Origin of the sequence: Clostridium sp. chh4-2, assembly GCF_002899675.1 — a bacterium.
Lineage (GTDB): Bacteria > Bacillota > Clostridia > Lachnospirales > Lachnospiraceae > CHH4-2.
On sequence record NZ_PKUU01000019.1, the window covers coordinates 75,582 to 99,836 of the forward strand.

Below are 24,255 nucleotides of genomic sequence, written 5' to 3' on the forward strand. Positions count from 1 at the left end.
ATGGGCAGCTTGCAGTTTAAGAATGTGAATAAAATATACTCCAATGGGTTCCATGCGGTTCATGACTTCAGCCTGGATGTGAAAGACGGAGAATTTATCGTATTTGTAGGGCCGTCCGGCTGCGGAAAATCTACCGTCCTCAGAATGATTGCAGGTCTGGAAGCCATATCCGGCGGAGAACTGGTTCTGGATGGAAAGGTGATCAACAAATGCCCTCCGGTGGAGCGGGATATCGCAGTGGTATTCCAGGATTATGCGCTATACGGCAACATGTCGGTATATGATAATGTGGGAATGAGCCTCAGGGTCAGACATGAAAAGGATACGGTGATCTATGATAAAGTTCAGGAAGCGTCCGGGATTTTAGGGCTGAAGCCCTTGTTAAAACGTCTTCCGGGCCAGTTGTCGGGAGGCCAGAAACAGAGGGTGGCCTTAGGGCGGTCCGTGGTAAGACAGCCTCAGGTCTTCCTGATGGACGAACCGCTGTCCAATCTGGATGCCAAGTTGAGGACCAGCACCAGGGCCGAGATTGTTAAGCTGCAGCGGGACCTGGGGGTTACGACGATCTATGTAACCCATGACCAGACGGAGGCCATGACCATGGCGGACCGGATGGTGGTCATGAAAGACGGAATTATTCAGCAGGTGGGAACGCCTAAAGAGATCTATTATGAACCGTCCAATATGTTTGTAGCCGGATTTATCGGTTCTCCGCAGATGAATTTCCTGGAAGGAACCATTGAAAACGGAAATTTCATATTCGAAGGAAACCGGCTGAACCTGCCGCCTGATGCGGCTGAGAAACTGAAAGCGTATCACGGTAAGGAACTGGTTATGGGAATCAGGCCGGAACAGTTTTCCGTAGCGAAGGGGCCGGGGGAGAACGTGATTGCGGCTGCGTTGGAAAACCAGGAATTTCTTGGAAATTACTGCATTTTATATGTGACCGCAGGACAATCCGAACTGGTCTGCCGTGTGGACGTGCCGGAATATGAGTTGAAACAGCAGGTTTACATAAAGTTTGAAATGGAAAATATCTATTTCTTTGATAAAGAAACTACACAATTAGTGCTGTATGCAAAAGTGGGCGAAGAAGATGAATAGAAAAAAAGTAGAAGGTTTGGAATTAACGACAATAGCGAATATCATGATCCGAATTATTTCCATTGTGCAATTGATTTTTACCGGCGTTCATGTAAAAGCTCTGCTTTTGCTGGAAAATGAGCTCTGCGGTTTTGGAATGTTTCTGTTTATCCTGTTCGGGCTGGTTACCATGTTCGAAACCACCAGAATCAGGAGCGATAGGATGATGGAAAAGATTTTTACCGCAGTTTTATGTGTTGTGACCTCGGGATTTGGATGTTATCTGACGTCTATTTACCGCTATGCCATAGCGAATCAGAGGTCTTTGGAAACGGCGGCGGTCAGCAAAGCGGCCGGATTCAGCACGGCTGTTATCGCGGTATATCTCATATCATGTGTTTTACTGGTAGTTGACCTTATAAAGCATCGGTAGAGGAATGGAGAGACTATGGGCGGAAAGACTGGACAGAAGAAAAAAATATTTACTGACAACGTAAAAGCCGGGCTTCTCAGATGGTGGATCGCCGGGATGTGCTATTTTTTCATCGGTTTCGGCACCCAGGCGGGACTGTTTCGTGACCCCATCGACCTGATCTTTTTTCTGGGCGTGGGAATCGGGCTGGTTACCATCGTTGTCTATAATCCAATCGCATATGGAATGTTTGACATTGTGAAAAGAGGACAGATTTCCAACAAAGCCTATTATGAACGAAAAGGGTGGCAGAACGCCATATACAGGCTGGCGGAGATATTTAAAAGCATGATTCTCGTAGGTCTTGTTTATCTGACCTATCAGGGGTTCAATCTGCTTTTGAACCAGATCTGCGGACTTCCGGCGGAAACGGTTCTGATTCCGGGAGAGCCGTTTGGGTTTGCCACATTGTATTTAATTTATTACCAGATGGTATCAGGACTGGCGGATACGGTCCGGGAAGCAAGAGGGAAAGGCGGGCAGCAGCATGAATGAGCTGGTTTTTATCGGGGATTTAGCCCCGTATCAGGCGGAAATCGCCGGAAAGAGAAAGAAGCAGTATGAGCGTCTGCTCACACAGGCGGATAGGTATCAGACCGTGGAGCTGCCTGAGGTTCATCCGAAGGAGAGCACCACTTATATGGGTATCGCGATTGTGAATCTGGCGCTGGCCTACCGTCTCTCCGGAGAGGAAAGATACCTTCTGGAGGCGAAACGTTTTATGAATGCGGTATTATCCTATGAGAAATGGGGAAATGCCCATCTGGTAAATGTGGATTTATCGGCATCCTGGATTCTGTTTGGCCTTTCTTTAGGATATGACTGGCTGAAGCCGTATCTGGATGAGGAAGAGAAAAAACGGATATCCCATAAGATCAGCCATCATGCTGAGATTATCTATCAATATAAAAAGGATACATACGGCCACGGCTGGTCAACTAATTTCTATCAGAATCACAACTGGATCAACATGACCGGGCTGGCTGCGGCCGGCTATGCGCTGGCGGGAGAGGACCCGGCGGCGGAAACCTATACAAAAGAGGCCAAAGATAATTTTTCCAGGGTATTTTCCTACCTGGCAAACGACGGTTCCAACTATGAAGGCGTGCCTTACTGGAGATATGGGGGGATGTGGCTGTTCGTATATGCCCATCTGCTGAAAACACAGGAAGGAATTGATTATTTTAAGATCAGCGGTTATCTGAAAAATACATTCTACTACCGTCTGTACCAGTCCGGCGGAGATTTGAAGCAGCAGCTGAATTTCGGCGATTCCCATGACAGGCACAGCGGCCATGCGGCCTGCGTTTATTATAAAACGGCGGCCGAATATGGCGATGGATTCGCTCAGACCTTTGGAAATCTGGTGGTAAATGAATTTCTGATGGAGGAAGCCGCAGAGAGCAAGATCAAACCAGGAATTCTGCCGGAGGCCGCATTCGAATTTTTGTGGTATGATCCGGAAGTTAAAGAAAAAGACTTATCCCAGCTGCCGAAAGTCCGGTACTTTGAAGACTTGGGGCTGCTTTCCATCCGTGAGAATTGGAATCGGGACAGCAAAGTCCTGACCATCAAATGCGGATACCCGGGAGGGAAAAAGCAGTGGATGACCGGTTTTAAACTGCTGAGGGAAGAAGGGCTTGACTGCCTTTCCCTGTCGCATCATCACCCGGATAATCTGTCCTATCTCTTTGCCAGAGGAAGCGAATATCTGACCTGCGAAGACGGATATAACCGGAACATCATGCCGGATAACCACAATGTGATTCTGGTGGACGGCTCATTCACCGATGCAGTGGATGTGAACGATGTATACGTAAAAAGTGTGAAGATGCGCATGGAGCAAGTTGGGGAGTCCTTTGATGAGATGGAGTACGGCGGAAATGTCTCAGCTATGGAAAAGGACGGCTCAATCGTTGTTTACCGCGGAGAAACTACGGGAATCTACCCCAAAGCGCTGAATATGAAGGAAGTGAGCCGTTTGATGTTCACCGACGGACTGGCGTTCTGGATCTTTGTGGACGTGTGCAGGAGCGGGAAACCGCATAAGTATCAACTGATCTCCAACACGGATCAGAGAGCTGTGGAAGTGGAAAAAGGCAGTTATATCTATCCCATGGACACAGGGAATATCCGCTATACGGTATTTTCCGATACGGAGATGGAAACCAGGCAGTATCAGCAGGAAGTGGTCAGCGTGATGACAACTCAGGAACCGGATAAGGTATGTAAAACTGAGATTGAGACTTTAGCATTTGAATCCGGCTCTGCGGTTCAGGAGCAGATATTCTTTGAGTGCTTTACCTTTGAGGAAGAAGAGACCAAGCTTCAGTGGAAGGACAGGACGCTGACGGTGACACACGGGGATAAAACGTATGCCTTCACCTGCGGATCATATCCTGAAGGGGAAGATAAAGCGCTGACGCCGGTTGGAATTATTGTCGGCGGAGAATCAGGAGCTGTTAAAGAGTATCGGTTATAAATGGCATAGAGAGGGCGAAAAGGGCAGTCTTATGAATTATGTAAATGAAAACTTTGACCGGCTTATCAATTCGGTGGAAGAGAACCGGAAGATTATAGAAGCGATGAGAGCGGATGTGGACGGTTTTATGCCGGGCTTTACGGATTCTCCCGAACGGTTAAGCAGGTGGGGACATTATTATTTTTGTGATGACGACGGAGGAAGGCTGATCTTTGACCTGAATTCGCCGAAGAAGCACCGGTGCGAGGTCTGCGGCAAGGTGTATGAAAATGAGATCCTGGACGGAGTGTGGACTTATTTTTACAGAAACCGGGCGGTGGTTATGGCTTTAGTTTCCGCAGTGGTTTATAAAGCGACGAAGGAAAAGAGATATTTTGATTATGCGGTTCAGGTAATGGATTTTTATGCTTCCCATTACCAGGAATTCGTATTACATAACAAAGAAAATGACATCTGTGATTCCTACGATACGATGTCCTGGGGCTGCGGTAAGATGATGCCACAGGGGTTAAATGAATCCATCGTAGCCATCCGTTTTGTGCAGACCATCGAGATTCTGAAAGACGAACTGAGCGCGGAATGGCTGGATATGGTACACCGGAAGATGTTTAAAGAGATGTTTCATCTGCTGGCGCCTCAGGCCACCCGCATCCACAACATCAGCTGCTGGAATCTGTCGGCTATCGGAGTGATGGGTCTGGCCTTTGGGGATCAGGAAATGATCGATTTCACATTTAATAGTGAATACAATATACATGAGCAGCTAAAACGTGGCGTAACTTCCGACTATTTCTGGTATGAAGGTTCCATCCATTATAATTTCTTCCTATTAGAAGGGATCTCCTATCTGTATTTATTCAGCCGGATTTATGATTATGATTTCGGTGAGGAAAGCGGCCGGATCTTGACCAATATGTTCGTACAGGCATATTTCTACGCCTTTGACAACCAGTATCTGCCAAACCCCAACGACGGATGGCCGAACCTGAATCTGAAAACGTTCAGCTATATCTATCACACGGCGGCCCGGGCGGCAGGAGAAGACAGCGAGATCGGCAATATAACGAAGATCATCGAGTCTTCTGAGGAACCGAGGACGATTTTACCTCTGTCGGAACCATACTACTGTCAAAATAAGGTCTGCTTGGAGCAGCTTTTATTCAACATTGACTTTGACTACAGCAGGTTTATCCCGGTTAAAAAGGGTTCCTGTAATTTCCCGAAATCCAATTTCGCGATGTTGAGAAATAAGAACTGGAACGTATTCATGAAGTACGGGCTTAACGGAAAATCTCATGCTCATCCCGATATCATGACCGTGGAAATGATGTACAAGGATCACAGAGTTTCCAGAGATCTTTCCAATGCGGGCTACCGATCCAAACTCTGCAATGAATGGCACCGGAAAACTTTGTCACATAACACGGTTTGTTTTAACGGCACGGATATCACTTCTGTCAGTCCGGGAGAATGCCTGTATTTTGATGACAGCAAGGTGACGGCCAGGGCGAAAGATGTATACGAAGGAATCGATTATACAAGAACCATTGAGCTGGGGGAAAATTGTGTGGAAGACACGTTTTCAGTCAGTGGAGGAAAAGACGGAATTTATGATTATATCTTCCATTTTGAATCCGATTTCAGCTTTGAACATGAATTAGAGCTGGAAGACGGGGATCTTGGGTTTGATAAAAATGGATATCAGCATGTACTTGAGGTGAAAAAAGCCAAAGCCTGCGGGGACAGCGCGGTGCTTTACGGCAGCGCAGGCGACAATAAGTTTAAAGTAACTGTGGACTTAAAGGGACACCAGTTGTATCTATTGAAAACCATGGACAATCCTGTTAATAAAATCAGGTACAGTATTTTAGTAAGGCATGCCGGAGCAGACCCTCAGTATCATCTGAGTATTAAAGAAGCAGGGAATGAAGCGGTGTAATATATAACAGCATAAAGGAGAAATGAATTATGAGAGCAGTAGTGACAGGCGGAACAAGAGGAATCGGTCTCAGCGCAGCAGTAGCGCTTGGTAAAGCCGGATATGACATTATCATCACAGGGATTGATGAGGAGGCGGCGAAAACCGCATTGGAGGAGTTGAAAGCGGAGGGAATCAACAGCGAATTTATCTATGCGGATTCCATGAATGAGGACGACGTAAACAAATGCTTCGAGACAATCGCACAGAAATATGATTCTTTAGATGTTTTAGTTAACAATGTAGGCGGTTTGGGCGGCAGACAGCGTTTTGAGGAAATGGAGACTTCTTTCATGAGACGGGTTATGGCCCTTAACTTTGACAGCGCATTCTTTGCAAGCCGCGCCGCAATCCCGCTTTTAAAAAAGGGAAGCCATCCTTCCATCATCAACTACAGCACCATCGCAGTGACCTCAGGCGGCGGCCCCGGCGCAGGTATCTATGCATCCGCAAAAGCGGCAATTGAAGGTTTGACACGCGCTCTGGCAAAAGACTTAGCAGAATACGGAATCCGTGTAAACGCAGTATCTCCCGGAACCATTGACACTGAATTCCATGCAGCTACCAAACGTGAGATCATGGAAACCTGGAAGGGCGGAATCGTTATGAAACGATTTGGCGAAGCTTCTGAAGTGGCTTCTGTCATCGAATTTTTGGCTTCTGAGAAAGCGTCATTCCTGACAGGCGAGATTATCCAGATTAACGGCGGACAGGCATTTATCTAATATTAACTGTTCAGAGGGAGGAACCTCCGATGCTTCTTTTATGGCCGCAGGCCATGCAGGAAGATGTTATTACTTTGGATAGTTAGTTACATTAAAAACGTGAGGAGAACAGGCTATGGTTTTAAAATATGAAGATATCATCCCAACCAATCCGGAACCGGGCGTTACGAGACGAATCCTGGCCCGCGGCGGCAATATGATGGGAGTGGAAGCGTCATTTGAAAAGGGCGCGGTGGGAAGCGTTCACCGGCATGTGCATGAGCAGGTGAGCTACATTGTGTCAGGTTCCTTTGAATATGTGGCGGATGGAGTGAAATACCATCTGAAAGCGGGAGACAGCTACTATGTGGAACCAAATGTAGCTCATGGAGCCACCGCTTTGGAAGACGCAGTGATTTTAGACATTTTCTCACCACAGAGAGAAGATTTTCTGTAACTGTCAAAACAACTGACCGCAGGGGGTATCTTCTTGTATGGCCGCAGGCCATGCAAGAAGATGCCCCCTCTGAATAGCTACGATTAAGGAAAGGAATTGATTATGGATCAGGAGCTGAAACGATTTGCTGACGAAGTTTTTGAAAAAATTTCGGACAAAATGCGCCTTACGGCAGAGCGGAACCCGGAAAACATTCCCTATACCAGCATCGATGGAAAATTTAATGATTACAGAAACAATATCTGCAAATGGACTAATGGGTTTTGGCCCGGAATGCTCTGGCTGATGTATATGGACACCGGAGAATCCATCTATAAAGAGGTGGCGGAAAGAGCGGAGCAGACCTTGGATAATGCGTTCAGAGAATACGACGGTCTTCACCATGACGTCGGCTTTATGTGGCATATTTCCAGCGGTCTTGATTACCGCCTGACCGGAAACCGCCAGTCCAGAGTCAGAACCCTGTTAGCCGCCAATATGCTGATGGGACGATATAATGTCTCAGGCGAATACATCCGGGCATGGAACGACAGAGGAAACGAAAAAAATATCGGCTGGGCGATTATTGACTGCATGATGAATCTGTCCATTCTCTACTGGGCTTCTGAAGAGATAAAGGACCCAAGGTTTGCATCTTTGGCAAAACGCCATGCGGACAAGACCCTGGCTCATCATGTCAGGGAAGACGGAAGCGTGAAACATATCGTGGTCTATGACAATAATAATGGAGAAGAGCTGGACAATCTGGGCGGCCAGGGCTATGCCGCCGGTTCTTCCTGGAGCAGGGGGCAGGCGTGGGGACTTTACGGTTTCGTGATCAGCTATGAATACACCAAAGACGTCCGCTATCTGAATGCTGCCAAGAGAATCGCCAATTATTTTATCAACTGCGTAAGCTACAGCGGCTGGCTCCCCTTCTGTGATTTCAGAAGTCCGAAAAAGCCTGTGATTTACGATTCTACGGCCGGAGCGATCGCGTCCAGCGGCTTGATCGAGCTGTCCCGCTGTGTTGCGGCGGAAGAAAAGGACATCTATGAATCGGCGGCGGGCAAGATATTGAAGGCCATGGAAAAAGAGTTCTGCAACTGGAAGGAAGAGGAAGACGGCATTTTAATGATGGGAACAGAGCGGTATCACGGTGAAGTTGGACGCCATATTCCAATCATTTACGGGGACTATTTTTTCATTGAAGCAATCAGTAAGCTGAGGGGAAATACATTTCAGATTTGGTAATGGGGATAATAAAACGCTTAGAAAAGGAGTGGTATCATGAAGATTCTGGTAACAGTGGGCGACGGGGAAGTAAAAGAAAGCTTTTTCACCCCGAAAGCAAAAGCGGCCTTGGAAGCGCTGGGCGACGTGGAGTATAACGACACGGGGCGTCAGGCGTATACAAAGGAAGAATTGATCGAACACATCAAAGATGTGGATATTTTAGTGACAGGCTGGAAAACACCAAGAATTGACGAGGATGTCTTAAAGGCGGCCAACCGCCTGAAAATCCATGCTCATACCGGCGGTACGGTGGCCACCATGATCTGTAAGGAAGAATACGACCGTGGAATCATCGTGCTGAGCGGAAATGACCTGTTTGCCAAAAGCGTTGCGGAGGGCTGTCTGGCTTATACGCTCATGTCCCTGAGATGCCTGTATGATGAAGTTAATTCTATCAAAAACAACGGCTGGCGAAGAGTACCTGGAACTAATTCCGGGATAATCGGGAAAAAGATAGGCATTGTCGGATACGGAGCCATTGCAAAATACTATATCGATCTGCTGAAATGGTTTCAGCCCGAGATATTGGTGGCGTCCAGATATATCACTAAAGAAGATGCCAAACAGCGGGGCGTAAGGATCGCATCAGCAGAGGAAATATTTGAAACCTGTGATGTCATATCTCTTCATGCCGCCCTTAACAAGGAAAACAGAGGGATGATCACCGGAGAATTAATGAAGAAAATCAAACCCGGCGCTCTGTTCGTCAACACCGCCCGGGCCGGAATCGTGGAGGAAGAGGCCATGATCCAGGAACTGAAAACCGGAAGGTTCCGCGCAGTTTTAGACGTTTACCACCAGGAACCGCTCCCGGCCGACAGCCAGCTGAGAAATCTGGACAATGTTCTCTTATTCCCGCACATGGCAGGCCCTACCTTCGATATGAGGGAAAAGGTGACCTTAAAGCTGGCCGAAGACATCCGCGCGATTTTGGAGGGCAGGCCGTATGAAGACGGCATTTCCTATGAATATGCGGTCAGAATGACGTCAGGAGGATGAGATGAAACGTAAACTTGCAGTCAGCACTCTGGCATTCCAGGACTGGTCCCTGGAAGATGTAGTAAAAGTATGTAAGGAAAATGGAATTGAGGCCATGGAAATCCGCATGAATTTCCATCCATGGTCCGATACAGCCCTTTCAGACGGAACATACAGAGAGATGTATGAATACTTATGTAAAAATCAAATGAAAGTATCCGATTTAGGCACGAGTATCAGAATCAACCGTTACGATGAACAGGCATTTGAAGAACTCAGACGCTGCTCCCAAATCGCCAATATCCTCCATTGCCGCGGCCTCAGAATCATGATGGGCTTTAAAAAGAAACGCTGGTCAGACGATGTCCCGGAAGTGGACTACGCCGGAGCGGTAAAATGGCTGATTGAAGCGGATGAGATTCTTCAGCAGTACCAAATGGAGATTTGGATAGAAACACACGATGAATTTGCAAAAGGCGAGGTTTTAAGAGAACTGCTGAACCAGCATGAGTTTAAGAATATTAGGCTGCTATGGGATATCATGCATCCGTTAGAAGCCGGAGAACAGCCGCAGGAAACATTGGATTATGTAAAGGACGATCTGGTTCATGTACATATTAAGGATGGTCTGCCATGGGATGACCCGGACCGGAGCAGCTGGAAGTATACCAGAATCGGAGAAGGGGAAGTGCCCATAAAAGAAATTGTGGATATGATCACAGCATCAGGGTATGACGGGTATTTTTCCTTGGAATGGGAAAGAGCCTGGAGGACGGAGCTGAGAGGGGCTGGGTTTGAAGTAGACAAAATGATCCGCCAGTATGCACAATTTATGGACTATTGATATCTTTATTTAATCGACTAAGGTACGCCGGAAAGAAGGGGAAACCTGGGGAGGCGGCGGTAATAGAGAAAGACGGGGGATTCGGGTTACGACCCTAAGTGATACTAGGCCGCCAAGAGCGGAAAAAGGCAGCGCGGCGCCATTCACGATGAACTCTTTATGACTCCATCGTTCAGTGGCGCCTCAAATACTGATTCGGAATTCAGTATTTGTCTGCCTTTTTCCGCTCTTACCGGCCAAGTATCACTAAGGATCTGCACACGATCCCCTGTCTTTCTCTATTACCGCCGCCTCCCCAGCTTTCCCCTTCTTTCCGGCTGTTGCTTGGCTGGCTGAGGATAATAAAGATTTGGTGGATTGCGAGTAAGTTTTTACATCGAGGGTGGGGTCTTTTTGCGAAATGCCTTAATGTTTAAAGTAAAACATGAAGACATTTCTGAAAATACCTTCATGATCTATGCAAATTTAGCCTTACGTAAATACCATTGCATAACATTGTTTTTAACTGGGCTAGCGAAAACCAGCACAGAACCAGGAGGCGGGGCCGGAAGGAATCGACCGGAGGGGGGAACCGGACCGGGGAAGAAAGATACGGACGAATGGGATCGTATGGAACCCCTTTAGAACTACTTAGGCCCGTAAGGGCAGAACGAGGCAGGTAAAAACTGATTTCCGTCTCAGTTTTTAAAGCGCCGCTGAGCAGCGAAGTCATCAAGAGTTCACTGCGAATGGCGCTGGCCTGCCTCGTTCTGTCCTTACGGGCCTTAGTAGTTCTTAGGGGCGAATCCCGAATCCCATTCGTCCGTATCTTTCTTCCCCGGTCCGGTTCCCCCCTCCGGTCGATTCCTTCCGGCCCCGCCTCCTGGTTCTGTGCGTACCTTCCGCCAACTCAGTTAAATAGCAATTTATCATTTCTGCATCAGTCTTTTGTCGTGTATTCCCTTTAGGATATATTTTCGGGCCTCCACCGCCTGATCTTTCGTAGCGGGCGAAACACCCTTTAGAGGATAGGGGATTCCAAGCTTTTCGTATTTCATTTCTCCCATGTTGTGATAGGGAAGCACGTCTAAGGCCTTCACATGCTTTAAGGTGCCGATAAAAAGCCCCAGCTGATAAAGATACCGGTGATCATCCGTAATCCCCGGAACGATCACGTGGCGTATCCACATGGTGATGCCTTTTTCATCCAGATAGCGGGCGAAATCCAGGATATTTTCATTGGGCTGGGCGCAGAGCTTTTCATGTTCGGCCGGATCGATGTGTTTGATATCCAGCATGACCAGATCGGTAACAGCTAAAAGGCGGTCTATTTTTGCGCAGATATCTGCATTGCTGCGGCGGAAGGTGACGCCGGAGGTGTCGAGACAGGTGTGAATGCCTTTTTTATGGGCGGCTTCGAATAATTCGGTGACAAAGCCGATCTGCATTAACGGCTCTCCGCCGGTTACGGTGATTCCGCCCTTGGAATAGAATTCCTTGGACTGATCATATTGGTTCAGGATTTCTTCCACAGTCATGTCCGTACCGCCTGACATGTCCCAAGTGTCCGGGTTGTGGCAGTATTGACAGCGCATGGGACAGCCTTTCGTAAAGACTACCATGCGGATACCGGGACCGTCTACGGTTCCGAAGCTTTCAATGGAATGTATGTGACCTACCATAATTCTCTCCTTTTTAGATGAAGAATTTACATGAAGGGTGAAGGCATTTTTAAAAATGCCTTGAGGTTTTACATTAAAGGGTGAAGGCATTTTCGAAAATGCCTTCACCCTTCATGTAAATCCTCGCGATAATAATTAGATTGACTGATGGAAGGTACGTGAGATAACCTCGTCCTGCTGTTCCTTCGTCAGTTTAATAAAATTAACAGCATATCCGGATACTCTTACTGTCAGCTGTGGATACTGCTCCGGATGAGCCTGAGCATCTAAAAGCGTCTCCTTCGTAAAGACATTAACATTCAGATGATGTCCGCCCTTTTCTGCATATCCATCCAATAAAGCCACTAAGTTATCTACCTGTGCATCACTTGCATGTGTTGTATGTGCCATAAGTTTCCTCCGTTCCGCCGCAGTCTGCGGCTGTAAATGTGTTAATCAGGTTATCTATTCTCTGTCCAATGATTCAAAAATTGTCGGTGAGCTGCATGCTCCGCCGCAGTCGTCATATTCAGGCAGATCTTTTGTATCGATGTCAAGCTCTACGTCGATATCACCCATGAAGATCTGATCCTCTTTACCAAGCGCTCCCGGGATGATGGAGAAGGTATTGGAAATACCGTCCTGGGCATCTTTAAATGGAAGCTTCGCAACGGATGCCAAAGATGCGACAGCGCCGTGGGTATCACGTCTGTGCATTGGGTTTGCGCCCGGTGCAAATGGTTCGCCTGCCTTACGTCCGTCAGGAGTTGACCCTGTAGCTTTACCATAAACGACATTCGAGGTGATTGTCAAGATGGAAGTTGTAGGGATACCTCCGCGGTAGCAGTGGTTGCGTTTGATATAGTTCATAAAGGTGTGTACGATATCGCTTGCGATCTCATCCACGCGGTCGTCGTTGTTGCCGTATTTCGGGAAGTCGCCTTCCACTTCATAGTCGATGACAATGCCATTTTCATCACGGATTGTCTTAACCTTTGCATATTTGATTGCGGATAAAGAATCGGCTACTACGGATAATCCGGCAATACCGGTTGCAAACCAGCGGGTTACTTTATGGTCGTGAAGAGCCATCTGGACTCTTTCATAAGAGTATTTGTCATGCATATAGTGGATGATGTTCAGGCTGTTCACATAAACGCCGGCCAGCCACTGCATCATATCCTGGTAAGCTTCCAGAACCTCGTCGTAATCCAGATATTCGGATGTGATCGGTCTGTATTTCGGTCCAACCTGCTTCTTGCTGACTTCGTCGATACCGCCGTTGATCGCGTACAGAAGACATTTTGCAAGGTTTGCACGTGCACCGAAGAACTGCATCTCCTTGCCCACTCTCATGGAAGATACGCAGCAGGCGATGGCATAGTCGTCTCCGTGGGTTACGCGCATCAGATCGTCATTCTCATACTGAATGGATGAAGATTCGATAGAGGTCTTAGCGCAGAAACGTTTAAAGTTCTGTGGAAGACGTGTGGACCAAAGCACAGTAAGGTTTGGCTCAGGAGCGGTTCCCAAGTTCTGCAGAGTGTGCAGATAACGATAGGACATCTTTGTTACCATATGGCGTCCGTCGATGCCGATACCGCCGATGGATTCCGTTACCCAGGTAGGATCGCCTGAGAACAGGGAATTGTATTCCGGAGTGCGGGCGAATTTTACAAGGCGTAGTTTCATGATGAAATGATCCACGAATTCCTGAATCTGCTCCTCCGTATATCTGCCTTCCTTTAAATCTCTTGCAGAGTAGATATCAATAAATGTAGAAGTACGTCCCAAAGACATAGCCGCGCCGTTCTGCTCCTTAACAGCAGCCAGGTAGCCGAAATAAGTCCACTGAATCGCTTCCTTTACATCGGATGCAGGTTTGGAAATGTCATAGCCGTAGATTTCACCCAGCTTTTTCAGTTCCTTTAAAGCGCGGATCTGCTCTGATAATTCCTCGCGGTCACGGATGATCTCTGAATACATGGTGCTGCGGGTGGTAGCTTTCTGCTCTTCCTTGTCCTCGATCAGACGGTCCACTCCGTAAAGAGCGATACGGCGGTAGTCGCCGATAATACGTCCGCGGCCATAGGCGTCAGGAAGTCCGGTAATGATGTGGCTGGAACGGCAGGCTCTCATCTCAGGTGTATAAGCGTCGAATACGCCTGCATTGTGGGTTTTTCTGTGTGCGGTAAAGAACTCGCTGATCTCAGGGTCAACCTGATAGCCGTTGTCAAGACAGGCTTTTTCCGCCATGCGGATTCCGCCGTAAGGCTGCAGCGAACGTTTAAAAGGCTTGTCTGTCTGGAAACCGACGATGGTTTCTTTTTCTTTATTTAAATAACCTGCATCATGGGAAGTAATGGTTGAAATAATCTTGGTGTCCATATCAAGGACTCCGCCGGCTTCCCGTTCCTCTTTGCTCAGTTCCATAACCTGATCCCAAAGATCTTTGGTATTCTGGGTAGGTCCTGCGAGGAAAGAATCATCACCGTCGTATGGAGTATAGTTCTTCTGGATAAAATCTCTGACGTTGATCTCTTTTTCCCATACGCCGCCGTTAAAATCGCGCCACTCTGTTTTCATTAAGAGTACCTCCTGTTTTTATCTATGGATTATTAGTTAAATTAGTAACGTTCTGTAGTGTTTATTATAGATGCACATTGTATACACGTCAATAGCTATAATTGAGAATTTTTTTAAATAAACCAGTAAATACTTGGTAAAAATAGGGATTCATAGTAAAATACTATGAAAATGAGAAAAAATAATTCTTTACATACTTTTACCACTCCGTATATCCGGAAAAATGAAAGCCTGCTTCCAGAAACCGGAAAGTTCCTGCATACTGCCAAAACCGGCACGGACGGCATAGATCGCCGGGACTGGGAATCGTAACGAACTGCTGCCCAAAATGCAAAACTCGGACAAAATTACCTTGTAAAAATGTTTGAATCGTATTATAGTAAAAATAGTATGTGCAAAAAGGAGGTTATTATCATGACAATCAGTAAAGATATGTTGATCGGTCAGTTAGTTGGTATGGATGAATTAATTCCCCAGATGTTAATGGGAGCAGGTATGCATTGTCTCGGATGCCCATCCGCACAGGGTGAGTCATTAGAAGAAGCATGCTTCGTTCATGGAATTGACTGTGATGATTTAGTGAGCAAGATGAATGAAATTTTAGCTGACAGATAAATCAGAAGATAACAGGTGAGGAGATCGAAAGTCTCCTCACCTGTTTTTTTGTATCATAGGAAGGTACTTCTATGATATAAAAAAGCTCTCCAATACCAACTTTGTTGGCTATGGGAGCGCACTGCGGCGGTAAGGTATAATGCCGTTTACGCGGCCCGCCGCAGGCGAAGAATCCCGCAAGCGGGATTCTTTCTTAAAGATCGGCCAGTTTCTGAAGTGCACTGTTTTTTATGATGACTTCATAATGTTCTTTGTAATAGGCCTCGCTGGCGTATTCCTGCCTGATCTTTGTGCCGTATTCAGCGAGAATATTGCACAGACGGCTGAAACTGAGGGAATTGCTGTCCTTTGTTTTTACCACCAGATAATATTGACGGCTGTCCGGCTTTTTGTAGAGGGTATTGGTTCCGTCGTAGACATGTCCAACAATATGGGCCACTTCACATATACGGTCAAGGCTGTCAAAACTGTAGATGCGGGAAGCCGGAACCGGTGCCTGAGGAGCAGGCGCAACATCATGTGCAGGCGGTTCTTCCAGCGTTTCCTTGATCTCATCCGATAAGAGATTCAACAGCCCATCGGCTCCTTCCAACAATTCATGAGCCAGATCATTCAATCCGTCCTGATCTTCGTCGGACATGGGTGTGAATTTTGAAAAACGAGTGTCCAGCTCTTCCGGGTCTTCTATTTTAGTGATGACTAACATTACGCTTTCATTCGACAGTGGTATCGCTTCTACCATAAGTGGGATATCTTCGGCTTCAAAACCGACTTCGTTGGATGCTTTCTGGATCATCTCGCGAAAAAGACTGCGCGCCTTTTCGCTTCCGTATGCCAGTTCACCCAGGTTCAGATTACGGACGCTTAAATCAAAACTGCTCAGCGTACAACGAATCTGATTTTCATTGATACGTTCTATCTTCATAGGATCACTTCCTTTTCTTTAAAGTCTGCTTCCTCAATCTAACTATACTATATATTATAGCGAAAAGGCAATTCCTATGTGAAATTTTTAGGAATTTTTTAGAGATTTTTTAAATAAAGATTGTAAAAAAGGCATTTATGTATTAGAATGGGCTTCAAGAGATGATATTTACAAAGGAGGTGCGTGTCGTAGAGGACACCGTTTTGTTTGGTAAATATCAGATAAAGGGGATTTTAGGGACAGGACATGCCGGTACCGTGTTTTTGGCGGTGCATATGGAGCTGGAGGAATTCAGGGCCATCAAGCGGGTTTCCAAGTCTTATGTGGATTACCGGCGCTTTAAGAAAGAGGCATTGATCCTCAAGGAACTGCGCCATCCCGGAATACCCATCGTTTATGATTTAGAAGAAGATTCTGAGTACAGCTACCTGATCGAGGAGTACTTGGAAGGCGAATCATTCTATGACTTGATCCACAATCAAGGTCATCTGACTGCGGCAATGACAATCCGATATGGGATTCAGATCTGCCGGTTAGTCAATTACCTGCATTCTGCAGGGGAAATTCCCATTTTATATTTAGATCTTCAGCCCAAGAATTTATTGTTGTGCAATGAAACTGTGAAACTGGTGGATTTTGACCATTCCGCAACCATGATCCAGGCAAATGCTTCCTCAAAGCGCTATGGGACCATCGGATGTGCGGCGCCGGAACAATACAGAACGGACATGAAACTGGATGAACGGACCGACATTTATGCCATTGGTGTTACCTTAATCTACCTGGGAACCGGAAGATATCCTGAAGAATCCCCATCGCCGGGATTGTGCGGATGGACTCCGGAACTGAGGAAAATCGTCAAAACATGTCTGCATTCTGATCCGGATAAACGGTACCAGTCAACAGAAGAATTATGCCGGGATTTAATCCGGCTGGACCAGAAGACAAACGGTGTTTCAAAATTATTTCAAAAAAATCAGATATCATCTCTTACCATTGCTTTCGCGGGAAGCAAATCCGGGGTCGGTACGACTCATCTGGCAATCGGCTTATCAACTTATCTGCGTTTATCAGGCTATCCCAATCTCTATGAAGAACAGAATGACTCAGGTGCAGTACGGCGGCTGGCGCTTTCTTTTGGCGCGCAGTCAGACCGGTTTGGCCGGGTCCGTATCAGGGGATGCAGCATGAAGCCTAAGTACGGGGAAGCCGTGGTTCTGGAAGAAAGCAAAAACCGGATTGTGATCCGGGATTATGGAAATGACCTTAACAGGCTAAAGGAATCCATGGATGTGGACTGCGTCTTTCTCGTCTGTGACGGCAGCCTTTGGGAAGCCGGCGGGGCTGAGAAAGCTGTCCTTGAATTGGAGTCCTGCGCCTGTTTGAGGGTTATCTTCAATCATGTGGCGGCCGGGCTGAGAATCAGGAAAGGCGGGGGTCTGAACCCGGAATACTGTTATAAAGCGCCCTGGCAGCCGGATTCATTTTTACCGGAAAGAAGCCATATGAGATTTTATCAGGCGCTGATGGACAGCCTTGAGATCAGGCCGAAAGGAGGATGGCCGCTGCGATGTTTGAGAAGAGCCGCCGTAAGCGCGGCAGAAAAACTGCTTCGCCCGGGATTAAGGAGCCGGTAGTGACCGGAATCCTGGGAACGTCCAGAGGGGCGGGCACTACTCATTATGCCATATTGCTGGCCAATTATATGGTCGGCGTCTGCGGCTGCAAGTGTGCGGTTTTGGAATGGAATGACCATGGTGATTTTGAGCGGATCGAACGGGTCTGCAAAGGGGCATCCTCGGATAACCGCAGCTTTTCCGTTTTAAAAGCGGACTATTATAAGCGGTCCGGAACAAAAGAACTGCTTTCTTGTATGGCTGCAGGTTATGAGCAGATTATTATTGATTTCGGAAGTGATTTTTTTAACCAAAAAATCGAATTTTTACGATGCCATGAAAAATGCGTCGTTGCAGCGCTGAGCGAATGGCAGGCAGAGGGATTCTTGGAATTTGTACGGGAGATGAAGGGAGAAGCCGGATATAAGAGCTGGAATTATGTCATTTCCTTTGGAAGTGAGGACGCCAGAAGACAGATAAAAAAGAAGCTGGGCCTTCCTGTCGAACGAATTCCTCTTTCAGAAGATCCTTTTGCACTGAACCGCCAGCTGATTGCATATTTTGAAAGATAAAGAAGAATAAGGCGGAGCCGGGAATGATATGTCACGAATACCTTCCGGTCAGCGGCTCCGCCTTAAAAAAGCGCCGGTCATGCGGCAGAACAGGAGGAACGTGTGAGCTCAGAATATGCTTTGTCACAAAGGGAAAGAAAAGAACAGCAGAGAGTGTATCTGGAGGGACTGAAACAGTACCGGGATAAGGGAATTCCCATTATCATCGATGGGGAGGAATTAGAGGAGGAGGACTGGGGTAAAATTTTTGAAGTCTGCGAAAATAAATATTATTACATGAGCGATTTTGTGGGCTTGGAAGATGGAAAGCTAACGGAGATCCATTTTGATAAGGTCTATTACGAATAAGATAAGGGTGGGAGATGCCGCGGGATACCGCTTTCAGCCAAAAGTGATGATTATGCGGCACGGGTGGGATGCAGACGCCGGGAAAAGAACCAAATTTTACGGCTTGTGTGGTAATTTGATGTATTGTATAATTAGCGTACAGATATAGGGGCAGAGTATAACTAACATCCGATAATGCAGGAGGAAATCCATGAAGAAGAAAAAAACACCGCTGGTTATAGCGCTGGTGGCTGTGATATTGCTGGCTGCGGGAGCACTGGGAGTCTGGCTGGCAATCAAGTACATGCCGTCTTTTGAAACGGCAGATTTAACCCAGAGATATGGGGTGACGGAAGATGAAGTAGCAGTTCTGCTGAATGATGAACTGCAGGACGATAAGGGGATTTTTAAGAATAACCAGACGTATTTGCCTCTAACATGGATTAACGGTAAGATTAATGAAAAGTTTTTCTGGGATGAGAATGAAAAGCTTCTTATCTATACGCTTCCGGAAGAGATTGTCTATGCAACAGACCAGACGAAGGGAAGCAATGGATCGCCCCTGCTTATTTTGGAAGAGGATGAGGTTTATCTTGCCCTGGGATTGATTTCGGGATATACCAATATCAGAATCCGGGCGTTTGACGTGGAGACTGAGGTCAGAAGAATTTATATTGATACCAGATGGGAGTCAGAAGATATGGCTCTTATGAAACGAAAAGGCAGGGTGCGCGAAAAAGGCGGAATTAAAAGCCCCATTGTGACCGAAGCCCGGAAGGAAAGCCAGGTACGGGTCATTGAAGCCATGGACGAGTGGTCTAAGGTTATGACTGAGGACGGATATATAGGATATATCCAGAACCGTTTTCTGGCCGCAGATGACAGCTTCCAGCCTAAGAGCACATTTATAGAGCCGGAATATACCAATATTACCATGGATGAAAAAGTATGCCTTTTATGGCATCAGGTTTTATCCAATGATGCCAACAGTACATTGGAAGCCAGAATCGCTAACACAAAAGGGGTGAATGTAGTTGCCCCTACCTGGTTTGCGATGATGGACAACGAAGGAAATTATCAGTCATTTGCCAGCAAAGATTATGTGGACAAGGCGCATGAACTGGGACTTCAGGTGTGGGCGGTTTTAGATAATTTTAATTACAATGGCGGAAAAGACGTGAATACCCAGGTGCTGATGGGAAAAACCTCCACCAGGAAAAAACTGATCGCCAAATTGATGGAAGATGCTGATACGTACGGATTTGACGGCATCAATCTGGACTTTGAAACGCTGAGAGAAGAGGCCGGGCCGTACTATGTGCAGTTTATCCGGGAACTCTCCGTATCCTGCAGAAAGAAAAAACTGGTGCTTTCCGTGGACAACTATGTTCCGGCTTCTTATAATCTGTTTTATAACCGTGCGGAACAGGGCCGCGTTGCGGATTATGTGATCGTGATGGGATATGATGAACATTTTTCCGGCGGAGAGATGGGATCGGTGGCGTCCATTAATTTCGTGAAAAACGGCATTGCGGATACGTTAAAAGAGGTTCCCAAAGAGAAGGTTGTGAATGCGATTCCGTTCTTTACAAGAGTATGGACGGAAGGCGACAACGGAACGTCCTCGTCGGCACTGGGAATTGAAGGTGCCCAGAAGTGGGTGGAGGAAAACAATGTGGAACTGATCTGGCAGGAAGAGCTGGGGCAGTATTACGGCGAACTGTTTACAGATGAAGGCAAAAAGTATATCTGGATGGAGGAAAAAAACTCCATTCAGCTGAAAATGAATCTAATAGAGGAATACGGCCTGGCTGGTGTGGCCTGCTGGAAAGCGGGATTTGAACCAAAAGACATCTGGGACGTGGTGAATTTGAATGAATAAGAAAACAATAGGTTTAATAGCGGCAGGTATGATCATTATGATGGCGGGCTGTACCGTTAAAACGGCACAGGAGCCGGTAACCACAGAGACTCCGGCGGAGAGCAGTGAGGCCAGTACGGAAGCGGTCACAACGGAGCCACCGACGGAAAGCGAATCGGAGACAGAGACTTCTTCTATAGAAGAAACGACGGAGCCGGAGGTTGAAGAGCCGGAAAAAAAGCTGATTATCGCCAGCGACATCCATTATTTAGCCCGTGAACTGACGGATATGGGGCTGGGATTCAATTATATGGTGGATCACGGTGACGGCAAGGTTGTAAATTACATCTGGCAGATAACGGATGCATTTATTGAAGAAGTGATTGCCCAAAAGCCGGAAGCATTGATTCTTAGCGGAGATTTGAGCCTGAATGGAGAATACCAGAGCCATGTGGAATTGGCGGATAAGCTGGAAAAGGTTGAGATAGCCGGAATTCCGGTTCTCGTAATACCCGGCAACCATGACATCAACAATGTGAGCGCGGCCGCTTATGAAGAAGGCGTCCGGTTCCCGGCGGAGAAGACCACGCCAGAGGAATTTGAGAGCATTTACAGCGATTTTGGTTATGATGAGGCCATAAGCAGGGATGAGTATTCCCTTAGCTATGTTTACCAGCTGGATGAGTACAACCGTCTTTTGATGCTGGATACCTGCCAGTATAAGGATCACGCTCTTGTGGGCGGTATGATTAAGACGGAAACCTATGACTGGATCGAACTGCAGATGGAAGACGCCTGGAGCCAGGGAATGAATGTGATACCCATAGCGCACCACAATCTTTTAGATCAGAGCCGCGTCTATATCGACGACTGCACCATCGAGCACAGCAGCCAGCTGATCGACCAGCTGGAAGCCTGGGATGTGGGTATCTTTTTAAGCGGGCACCTTCATGTCCAGCATTACCAGTATGCTGATGATGATCCGGACCGTATCTGTGAGATCGTTACCAGTTCGCTGGCTACGCCGCCGTGTCAATACGGAGTGTTGAAATACACGGACGACGCTACCTATACTTACGATACAAAACCTCTGAATATAGAGGCTTGGGCTTATGATGAAAAGGTGACGGACGACAATCTTCTCGATTTTAATACCTACAAAGGGCCGTTTCTGATGCGGGTGTTCTATAATCAGGCTTATGAAGAGCTGAAGCATATTAAGAATAATGAGCATGAATTTACGGAAGACGAGATGGCTTCCATGTCACAGATGTATGCAAAACTGAATTCTTACTGCTATGCAGGCCTGGCATTAAAAATAAAGGCTGAAACGATGAATGATCCGTCTTATAAGCTTTGGATGGATTATACGTATCCAAGCATATTGATGCAGTACATAGAAGAGATCCTTTTGGATGCGGATGCGGACTATAATCATGTGAAGATTCAGTAGGTCCGACAGTTTAATCCAGTTTAGGAAGTATTTCAAGCAGAGTTGCCATCGCATCTTCCAGTCTTTTTACATCTTCTTTGCCGATTTTTTCCTCCAGCTGGAGGGGAAAATCGGTATTTTTATAAATATTTTCTTCGATATATTGAATTGCGGAATCCGATACGCAGATTCTGATATACCGTCTGTCCCGTTCGTTATATTTCCGTTCAATAAAATGATGTTGGTTCAGGGTATCAATGATTTTAGTGGCCTGCTGTTTGCTGATCTTTAAGCGGGCGGCTAAGTCGGTCATGGTCATGGAACCGTCCTGCTGAAGAATCTGGAGACAGTAATAGGTTTCCAGGCTCATCTTATCTTTTAAAGACATTTTAAATGGTTTTTCTATCTTATAGTACCAATAGGGCAGCAGTTTCAGCATCATTTCTGTAAAATTCATGTTCTTATCATATCCTTTCCCTTAAATGTAAATAAGATTGATGGTTGACAAATGGAAATCATTCTATATATAATTAATAGTAAACTATAGTGTACTATTAATAAAAGTGTACTTATGTAGTTTACAATAGATCAACCTGAAAATCAAGCATTTGGCGGAAATGGAGTGTTTATATGAACATAGAAAAATCAAAGGAAATGGCGCGGCTGATTATAAAAAATGCGCTCAGTTTTGCATTTAACCTGGCATTTGTTTTTGTATTCCAGATTCTTTTCGGAACGATGAATGTGCTTCCCGGAGTGGCGATCGGCGTGGGTCTGACCATGTTTCCGGTGGGATATATTGGAGTCAGGCCGTTAACTATGGCGGGAATTATCGTTGCCTTATATACCGGCAGTGTGCTGGCAGGGCAGTCGGCGCTGCTGTCACCATGGCTTGCATTTGGGATCAATTTTTTATTTGTCCTTCTTATCATGATTTTAACCTGTGAACCGGCCATGTATAAGCCTGCGATCAGTTTTTTGCTCTGCTTTGTGTTCTCCCAGGCCACGCCAACTGCTCCTGAGGCTTTTTCGTCAAGGCTGGTCGGTGCAGTTATGGGCGGAATTGTGGTGGCTGCGGCAACGATTTTCAAATGGAAGCAGCAGGGTCACTGGGATGACGGAAGAAAATTGAAAGAGCAGATTGAGCTTTGCATAACCCGCAGGGGATATATCATGAGAATGTCGCTGGGAATTGCCGCAGCCATGTTCGTAGGTATGGTATTGGGACTGAAAAAGCCGTTATGGATCAGCATCGTGGTGATGTCCCTGACCCAGCTCCATTATCATGAAACATTGGAGCGGATTCGTCACCGTCTATTCGGCAATGTGGTTGGAATCGTCTTCTTTTTAATCGTTTTTAAACTGCTGATTCCTGAAAAATATGCGTTTGCCATGGTATTATTCCTCGGATATATCAGTTTCTTTACCTCCGAGTACAAATACAAACAGATAGTCAATGCCGTGTGCGCGATCAATGCTTCCCTTGTGCTTTTGGATACCTCCACGGCGGTGCAGAACCGCCTGTTCTGTCTGGCAGGCGGCGCGGCCATCGTCCTGATCTTATACTTGGTTCAGAAATGGACCAGAACGCTCCATCATCATATGACCTGTGAAGGGAATGTCTGAAAGCGGGTCTATTTTCGAAAAGCGGCGGATATATTAGAGTAAGTAAATAATTTGGATGATTGAATTTGAAGAAGATAAAAATGGAAACATGGATGGGCTTTTGCATGCTGATTCTTGTTTTTGCTGTTTCTCATTACCCGTTATTTGGAGGGGGATTCGGAATTGCCGCATCCGGGGAGGCGAAAGGAACGCAAAAGAAGACGGTTGTTTTGGATGTCGGCCACGGCGGCAATGATCCCGGGAAAATCGGAGTGGACGGCAGCCTGGAAAAGGACATCAATCTGGCAATCGCAAAACGTCTGAAGACTTATCTGGAAGCTTCCGATGTGGAAGTCATCCTGACCCGGGACAGCGATACCGGACTTTACGGTGAGAAGGACAACCGGAAAAAGATGGCCGACATGAAGAAGAGGTGTGAGATCATCGATGAGATCAAGCCTGAAATCGTGGTCAGCATTCATCAGAACAGCTACCATCAGGAAGAGATCTCAGGAGGCCAGGTTTTCTATTATAAAGGATCGGATAAAGGAAAAAAGCTGGCCGAGATTCTTCAAAAGAGATTTGATTACGTGCTGGGGGAGGCCAACCGCAGGCAGGCAAAGGCCAATGACAATTATTACCTTCTGCTGCACGTGAAACAGCCTATCGTGATCGTGGAATGCGGGTTTTTGAGTAACTGGAAAGAGGCGGCCATGCTGAATTCCGAGGAATACCAGGACCGGCTGGCGTGGACGATTCATATGGGGATTATGGAATACCTGAATCAATAGGCCTGTAGTTTT

Annotated in this window: 23 protein-coding genes; 18 read left to right on the forward strand and 5 right to left on the reverse strand. The window is 46.6% G+C overall.

What is annotated here, in order from left to right; all coding sequences use genetic code 11:
• The 10 genes from C0033_RS18555 to C0033_RS18600 all read left to right on the forward strand — a co-directional run bounded on the left by C0033_RS18555 (nucleotide 1) and on the right by C0033_RS18600 (nucleotide 10,273).
• Nucleotides 1–1,104 carry an ABC transporter ATP-binding protein gene (locus C0033_RS18555; protein WP_103229393.1) on the forward strand — a complete coding sequence of 368 codons (1,104 nt, stop codon included), beginning with the start codon at nucleotides 1–3 and terminating at the stop codon, nucleotides 1,102–1,104.
• Entirely contained in the window at nucleotides 1,097–1,516 is a 420-nt protein-coding gene (locus C0033_RS18560) for a hypothetical protein (protein WP_103229394.1), read from the forward strand. The genes C0033_RS18555 and C0033_RS18560 overlap by 8 nt, the downstream gene beginning before the upstream one ends.
• Nucleotides 1,517–1,531: 15 nt before the next feature.
• On the forward strand, nucleotides 1,532–2,050 hold the full coding sequence (locus tag C0033_RS18565) for a hypothetical protein (RefSeq protein WP_103229395.1): 519 nt from the start codon (nucleotides 1,532–1,534) through the stop codon (nucleotides 2,048–2,050).
• Nucleotides 2,043–4,037, forward strand: coding sequence for a DUF4962 domain-containing protein (locus tag C0033_RS18570; protein WP_103229396.1), 1,995 nt, complete (start codon nucleotides 2,043–2,045; stop codon nucleotides 4,035–4,037). Before C0033_RS18565 ends, C0033_RS18570 begins: the two co-directional genes overlap by 8 nt.
• A 31-nt stretch (nucleotides 4,038–4,068) precedes the next feature.
• Entirely contained in the window at nucleotides 4,069–5,976 is a 1,908-nt protein-coding gene (locus C0033_RS18575; RefSeq protein WP_146043791.1) for a heparinase II/III family protein, read from the forward strand.
• Between the two features lie 29 nt (nucleotides 5,977–6,005).
• Complete coding sequence (locus C0033_RS18580) at nucleotides 6,006–6,740, forward strand: SDR family NAD(P)-dependent oxidoreductase (protein WP_103229398.1); 735 nt, start codon at nucleotides 6,006–6,008, stop codon at nucleotides 6,738–6,740.
• 115 nt (nucleotides 6,741–6,855) lie between these two features.
• Nucleotides 6,856–7,176, forward strand: coding sequence for a cupin domain-containing protein (locus C0033_RS18585; RefSeq protein WP_103229399.1), 321 nt, complete (start codon nucleotides 6,856–6,858; stop codon nucleotides 7,174–7,176).
• 102 nt (nucleotides 7,177–7,278) lie between these two features.
• Nucleotides 7,279–8,409, forward strand: a complete 1,131-nt coding sequence (locus C0033_RS18590) for a glycoside hydrolase family 88 protein (protein ID WP_103229400.1) — start codon at nucleotides 7,279–7,281, stop codon at nucleotides 8,407–8,409.
• A 36-nt stretch (nucleotides 8,410–8,445) separates the two neighbouring features.
• Nucleotides 8,446–9,450 (forward strand): hydroxyacid dehydrogenase, encoded by a 1,005-nt coding sequence (locus C0033_RS18595; RefSeq protein WP_103229401.1) that lies wholly within the window; start codon nucleotides 8,446–8,448, stop codon nucleotides 9,448–9,450.
• 1 nt (nucleotide 9,451) lies between these two features.
• Nucleotides 9,452–10,273, forward strand: coding sequence for a sugar phosphate isomerase/epimerase (locus C0033_RS18600; protein WP_103229402.1), 822 nt, complete (start codon nucleotides 9,452–9,454; stop codon nucleotides 10,271–10,273).
• Nucleotides 10,274–11,181: 908 nt separating this feature from the next.
• Here the strand turns inward: C0033_RS18600 and pflA are convergent.
• The 3 genes from pflA to pflB all read right to left on the reverse strand — a co-directional run bounded on the left by pflA (nucleotide 11,182) and on the right by pflB (nucleotide 14,499).
• The gene (pflA, locus tag C0033_RS18610; RefSeq protein WP_103229404.1) at nucleotides 11,182–11,934 is read right to left on the reverse strand and encodes a pyruvate formate-lyase-activating protein; all 753 of its coding nucleotides are present in this window, start codon (nucleotides 11,932–11,934) and stop codon (nucleotides 11,182–11,184) included.
• Between the two features lie 135 nt (nucleotides 11,935–12,069).
• The gene (grcA3, locus tag C0033_RS18615) at nucleotides 12,070–12,324 is read right to left on the reverse strand and encodes an autonomous glycyl radical cofactor GrcA3 (protein WP_103229405.1); all 255 of its coding nucleotides are present in this window, start codon (nucleotides 12,322–12,324) and stop codon (nucleotides 12,070–12,072) included.
• Between the two features lie 54 nt (nucleotides 12,325–12,378).
• Nucleotides 12,379–14,499 (reverse strand): formate C-acetyltransferase, encoded by a 2,121-nt coding sequence (gene pflB, locus C0033_RS18620; protein ID WP_103229406.1) that lies wholly within the window; start codon nucleotides 14,497–14,499, stop codon nucleotides 12,379–12,381.
• A 414-nt stretch (nucleotides 14,500–14,913) separates the two neighbouring features.
• Here pflB and C0033_RS18625 point away from each other — a divergent pair, with 414 nt between their 5' ends.
• Complete coding sequence (locus tag C0033_RS18625; protein WP_103229407.1) at nucleotides 14,914–15,114, forward strand: DUF1858 domain-containing protein; 201 nt, start codon at nucleotides 14,914–14,916, stop codon at nucleotides 15,112–15,114.
• Nucleotides 15,115–15,307: 193 nt separating this feature from the next.
• On the opposite strand, the gene C0033_RS18630 is transcribed toward C0033_RS18625, so the two are convergent.
• Nucleotides 15,308–16,039, reverse strand: coding sequence for an adaptor protein MecA (locus tag C0033_RS18630; protein WP_103229408.1), 732 nt, complete (start codon nucleotides 16,037–16,039; stop codon nucleotides 15,308–15,310).
• Between the two features lie 161 nt (nucleotides 16,040–16,200).
• Between C0033_RS18630 and C0033_RS18635 the strand changes: the two genes are divergently transcribed.
• From C0033_RS18635 to C0033_RS18655, 5 genes are all read left to right on the forward strand, one after another.
• Nucleotides 16,201–17,676, forward strand: coding sequence for a serine/threonine-protein kinase (locus C0033_RS18635; protein WP_103229409.1), 1,476 nt, complete (start codon nucleotides 16,201–16,203; stop codon nucleotides 17,674–17,676).
• Nucleotides 17,610–18,227 carry a hypothetical protein gene (locus C0033_RS18640; RefSeq protein WP_146043792.1) on the forward strand — a complete coding sequence of 206 codons (618 nt, stop codon included), beginning with the start codon at nucleotides 17,610–17,612 and terminating at the stop codon, nucleotides 18,225–18,227. The genes C0033_RS18635 and C0033_RS18640 overlap by 67 nt, the downstream gene beginning before the upstream one ends.
• Nucleotides 18,228–18,329: 102 nt before the next feature.
• Complete coding sequence (locus C0033_RS18645) at nucleotides 18,330–18,575, forward strand: hypothetical protein (RefSeq protein WP_103229411.1); 246 nt, start codon at nucleotides 18,330–18,332, stop codon at nucleotides 18,573–18,575.
• Nucleotides 18,576–18,765: 190 nt separating this feature from the next.
• Nucleotides 18,766–20,436 carry a glycosyl hydrolase family 18 protein gene (locus C0033_RS18650; protein WP_103229412.1) on the forward strand — a complete coding sequence of 557 codons (1,671 nt, stop codon included), beginning with the start codon at nucleotides 18,766–18,768 and terminating at the stop codon, nucleotides 20,434–20,436.
• The gene (locus C0033_RS18655) at nucleotides 20,429–21,868 is read left to right on the forward strand and encodes a metallophosphoesterase (protein WP_103229413.1); all 1,440 of its coding nucleotides are present in this window, start codon (nucleotides 20,429–20,431) and stop codon (nucleotides 21,866–21,868) included. Before C0033_RS18650 ends, C0033_RS18655 begins: the two co-directional genes overlap by 8 nt.
• A gap of 10 nt (nucleotides 21,869–21,878) precedes the next feature.
• Here the strand turns inward: C0033_RS18655 and C0033_RS18660 are convergent, their stop codons facing one another.
• The gene (locus C0033_RS18660) at nucleotides 21,879–22,304 is read right to left on the reverse strand and encodes a MarR family transcriptional regulator (RefSeq protein ID WP_103229414.1); all 426 of its coding nucleotides are present in this window, start codon (nucleotides 22,302–22,304) and stop codon (nucleotides 21,879–21,881) included.
• Between the two features lie 173 nt (nucleotides 22,305–22,477).
• On the opposite strand from C0033_RS18660, the gene C0033_RS18665 reads away from it, so the two are divergent.
• Nucleotides 22,478–23,473 carry an FUSC family protein gene (locus tag C0033_RS18665; protein WP_103229415.1) on the forward strand — a complete coding sequence of 332 codons (996 nt, stop codon included), beginning with the start codon at nucleotides 22,478–22,480 and terminating at the stop codon, nucleotides 23,471–23,473.
• A 65-nt stretch (nucleotides 23,474–23,538) separates the two neighbouring features.
• Entirely contained in the window at nucleotides 23,539–24,243 is a 705-nt protein-coding gene (locus C0033_RS18670; protein WP_347501196.1) for an N-acetylmuramoyl-L-alanine amidase, read from the forward strand.
• Nucleotides 24,244–24,255: the final 12 nt, after the last annotated feature.

Excerpts from the sequence above, each read along its gene's own strand:
- C0033_RS18555 (WP_103229393.1), top strand. The coding sequence starts at position 1 with ATGGGCAGCTTGCAGTTTAAGAATGTGAATAAAATATACTCCAATGGG.
- C0033_RS18560 (WP_103229394.1), top strand. The coding sequence starts at position 1,097 with ATGAATAGAAAAAAAGTAGAAGGTTTGGAATTAACGACAATAGCGAAT.
- C0033_RS18565 (WP_103229395.1), top strand. The coding sequence starts at position 1,532 with ATGGGCGGAAAGACTGGACAGAAGAAAAAAATATTTACTGACAACGTA.
- C0033_RS18570 (WP_103229396.1), top strand. The coding sequence starts at position 2,043 with ATGAATGAGCTGGTTTTTATCGGGGATTTAGCCCCGTATCAGGCGGAA.
- C0033_RS18575 (WP_146043791.1), top strand. The coding sequence starts at position 4,069 with ATGAATTATGTAAATGAAAACTTTGACCGGCTTATCAATTCGGTGGAA.
- C0033_RS18580 (WP_103229398.1), top strand. The coding sequence starts at position 6,006 with ATGAGAGCAGTAGTGACAGGCGGAACAAGAGGAATCGGTCTCAGCGCA.
- C0033_RS18585 (WP_103229399.1), top strand. The coding sequence starts at position 6,856 with ATGGTTTTAAAATATGAAGATATCATCCCAACCAATCCGGAACCGGGC.
- C0033_RS18590 (WP_103229400.1), top strand. The coding sequence starts at position 7,279 with ATGGATCAGGAGCTGAAACGATTTGCTGACGAAGTTTTTGAAAAAATT.
- C0033_RS18595 (WP_103229401.1), top strand. The coding sequence starts at position 8,446 with ATGAAGATTCTGGTAACAGTGGGCGACGGGGAAGTAAAAGAAAGCTTT.
- C0033_RS18600 (WP_103229402.1), top strand. The coding sequence starts at position 9,452 with ATGAAACGTAAACTTGCAGTCAGCACTCTGGCATTCCAGGACTGGTCC.
- pflA (WP_103229404.1), bottom strand. The coding sequence starts at position 11,934 with ATGGTAGGTCACATACATTCCATTGAAAGCTTCGGAACCGTAGACGGT.
- grcA3 (WP_103229405.1), bottom strand. The coding sequence starts at position 12,324 with ATGGCACATACAACACATGCAAGTGATGCACAGGTAGATAACTTAGTG.
- pflB (WP_103229406.1), bottom strand. The coding sequence starts at position 14,499 with ATGAAAACAGAGTGGCGCGATTTTAACGGCGGCGTATGGGAAAAAGAG.
- C0033_RS18625 (WP_103229407.1), top strand. The coding sequence starts at position 14,914 with ATGACAATCAGTAAAGATATGTTGATCGGTCAGTTAGTTGGTATGGAT.
- C0033_RS18630 (WP_103229408.1), bottom strand. The coding sequence starts at position 16,039 with ATGAAGATAGAACGTATCAATGAAAATCAGATTCGTTGTACGCTGAGC.
- C0033_RS18635 (WP_103229409.1), top strand. The coding sequence starts at position 16,201 with ATGATATTTACAAAGGAGGTGCGTGTCGTAGAGGACACCGTTTTGTTT.
- C0033_RS18640 (WP_146043792.1), top strand. The coding sequence starts at position 17,610 with ATGTTTGAGAAGAGCCGCCGTAAGCGCGGCAGAAAAACTGCTTCGCCC.
- C0033_RS18650 (WP_103229412.1), top strand. The coding sequence starts at position 18,766 with ATGAAGAAGAAAAAAACACCGCTGGTTATAGCGCTGGTGGCTGTGATA.
- C0033_RS18655 (WP_103229413.1), top strand. The coding sequence starts at position 20,429 with ATGAATAAGAAAACAATAGGTTTAATAGCGGCAGGTATGATCATTATG.
- C0033_RS18660 (WP_103229414.1), bottom strand. The coding sequence starts at position 22,304 with ATGAATTTTACAGAAATGATGCTGAAACTGCTGCCCTATTGGTACTAT.
- C0033_RS18665 (WP_103229415.1), top strand. The coding sequence starts at position 22,478 with ATGAACATAGAAAAATCAAAGGAAATGGCGCGGCTGATTATAAAAAAT.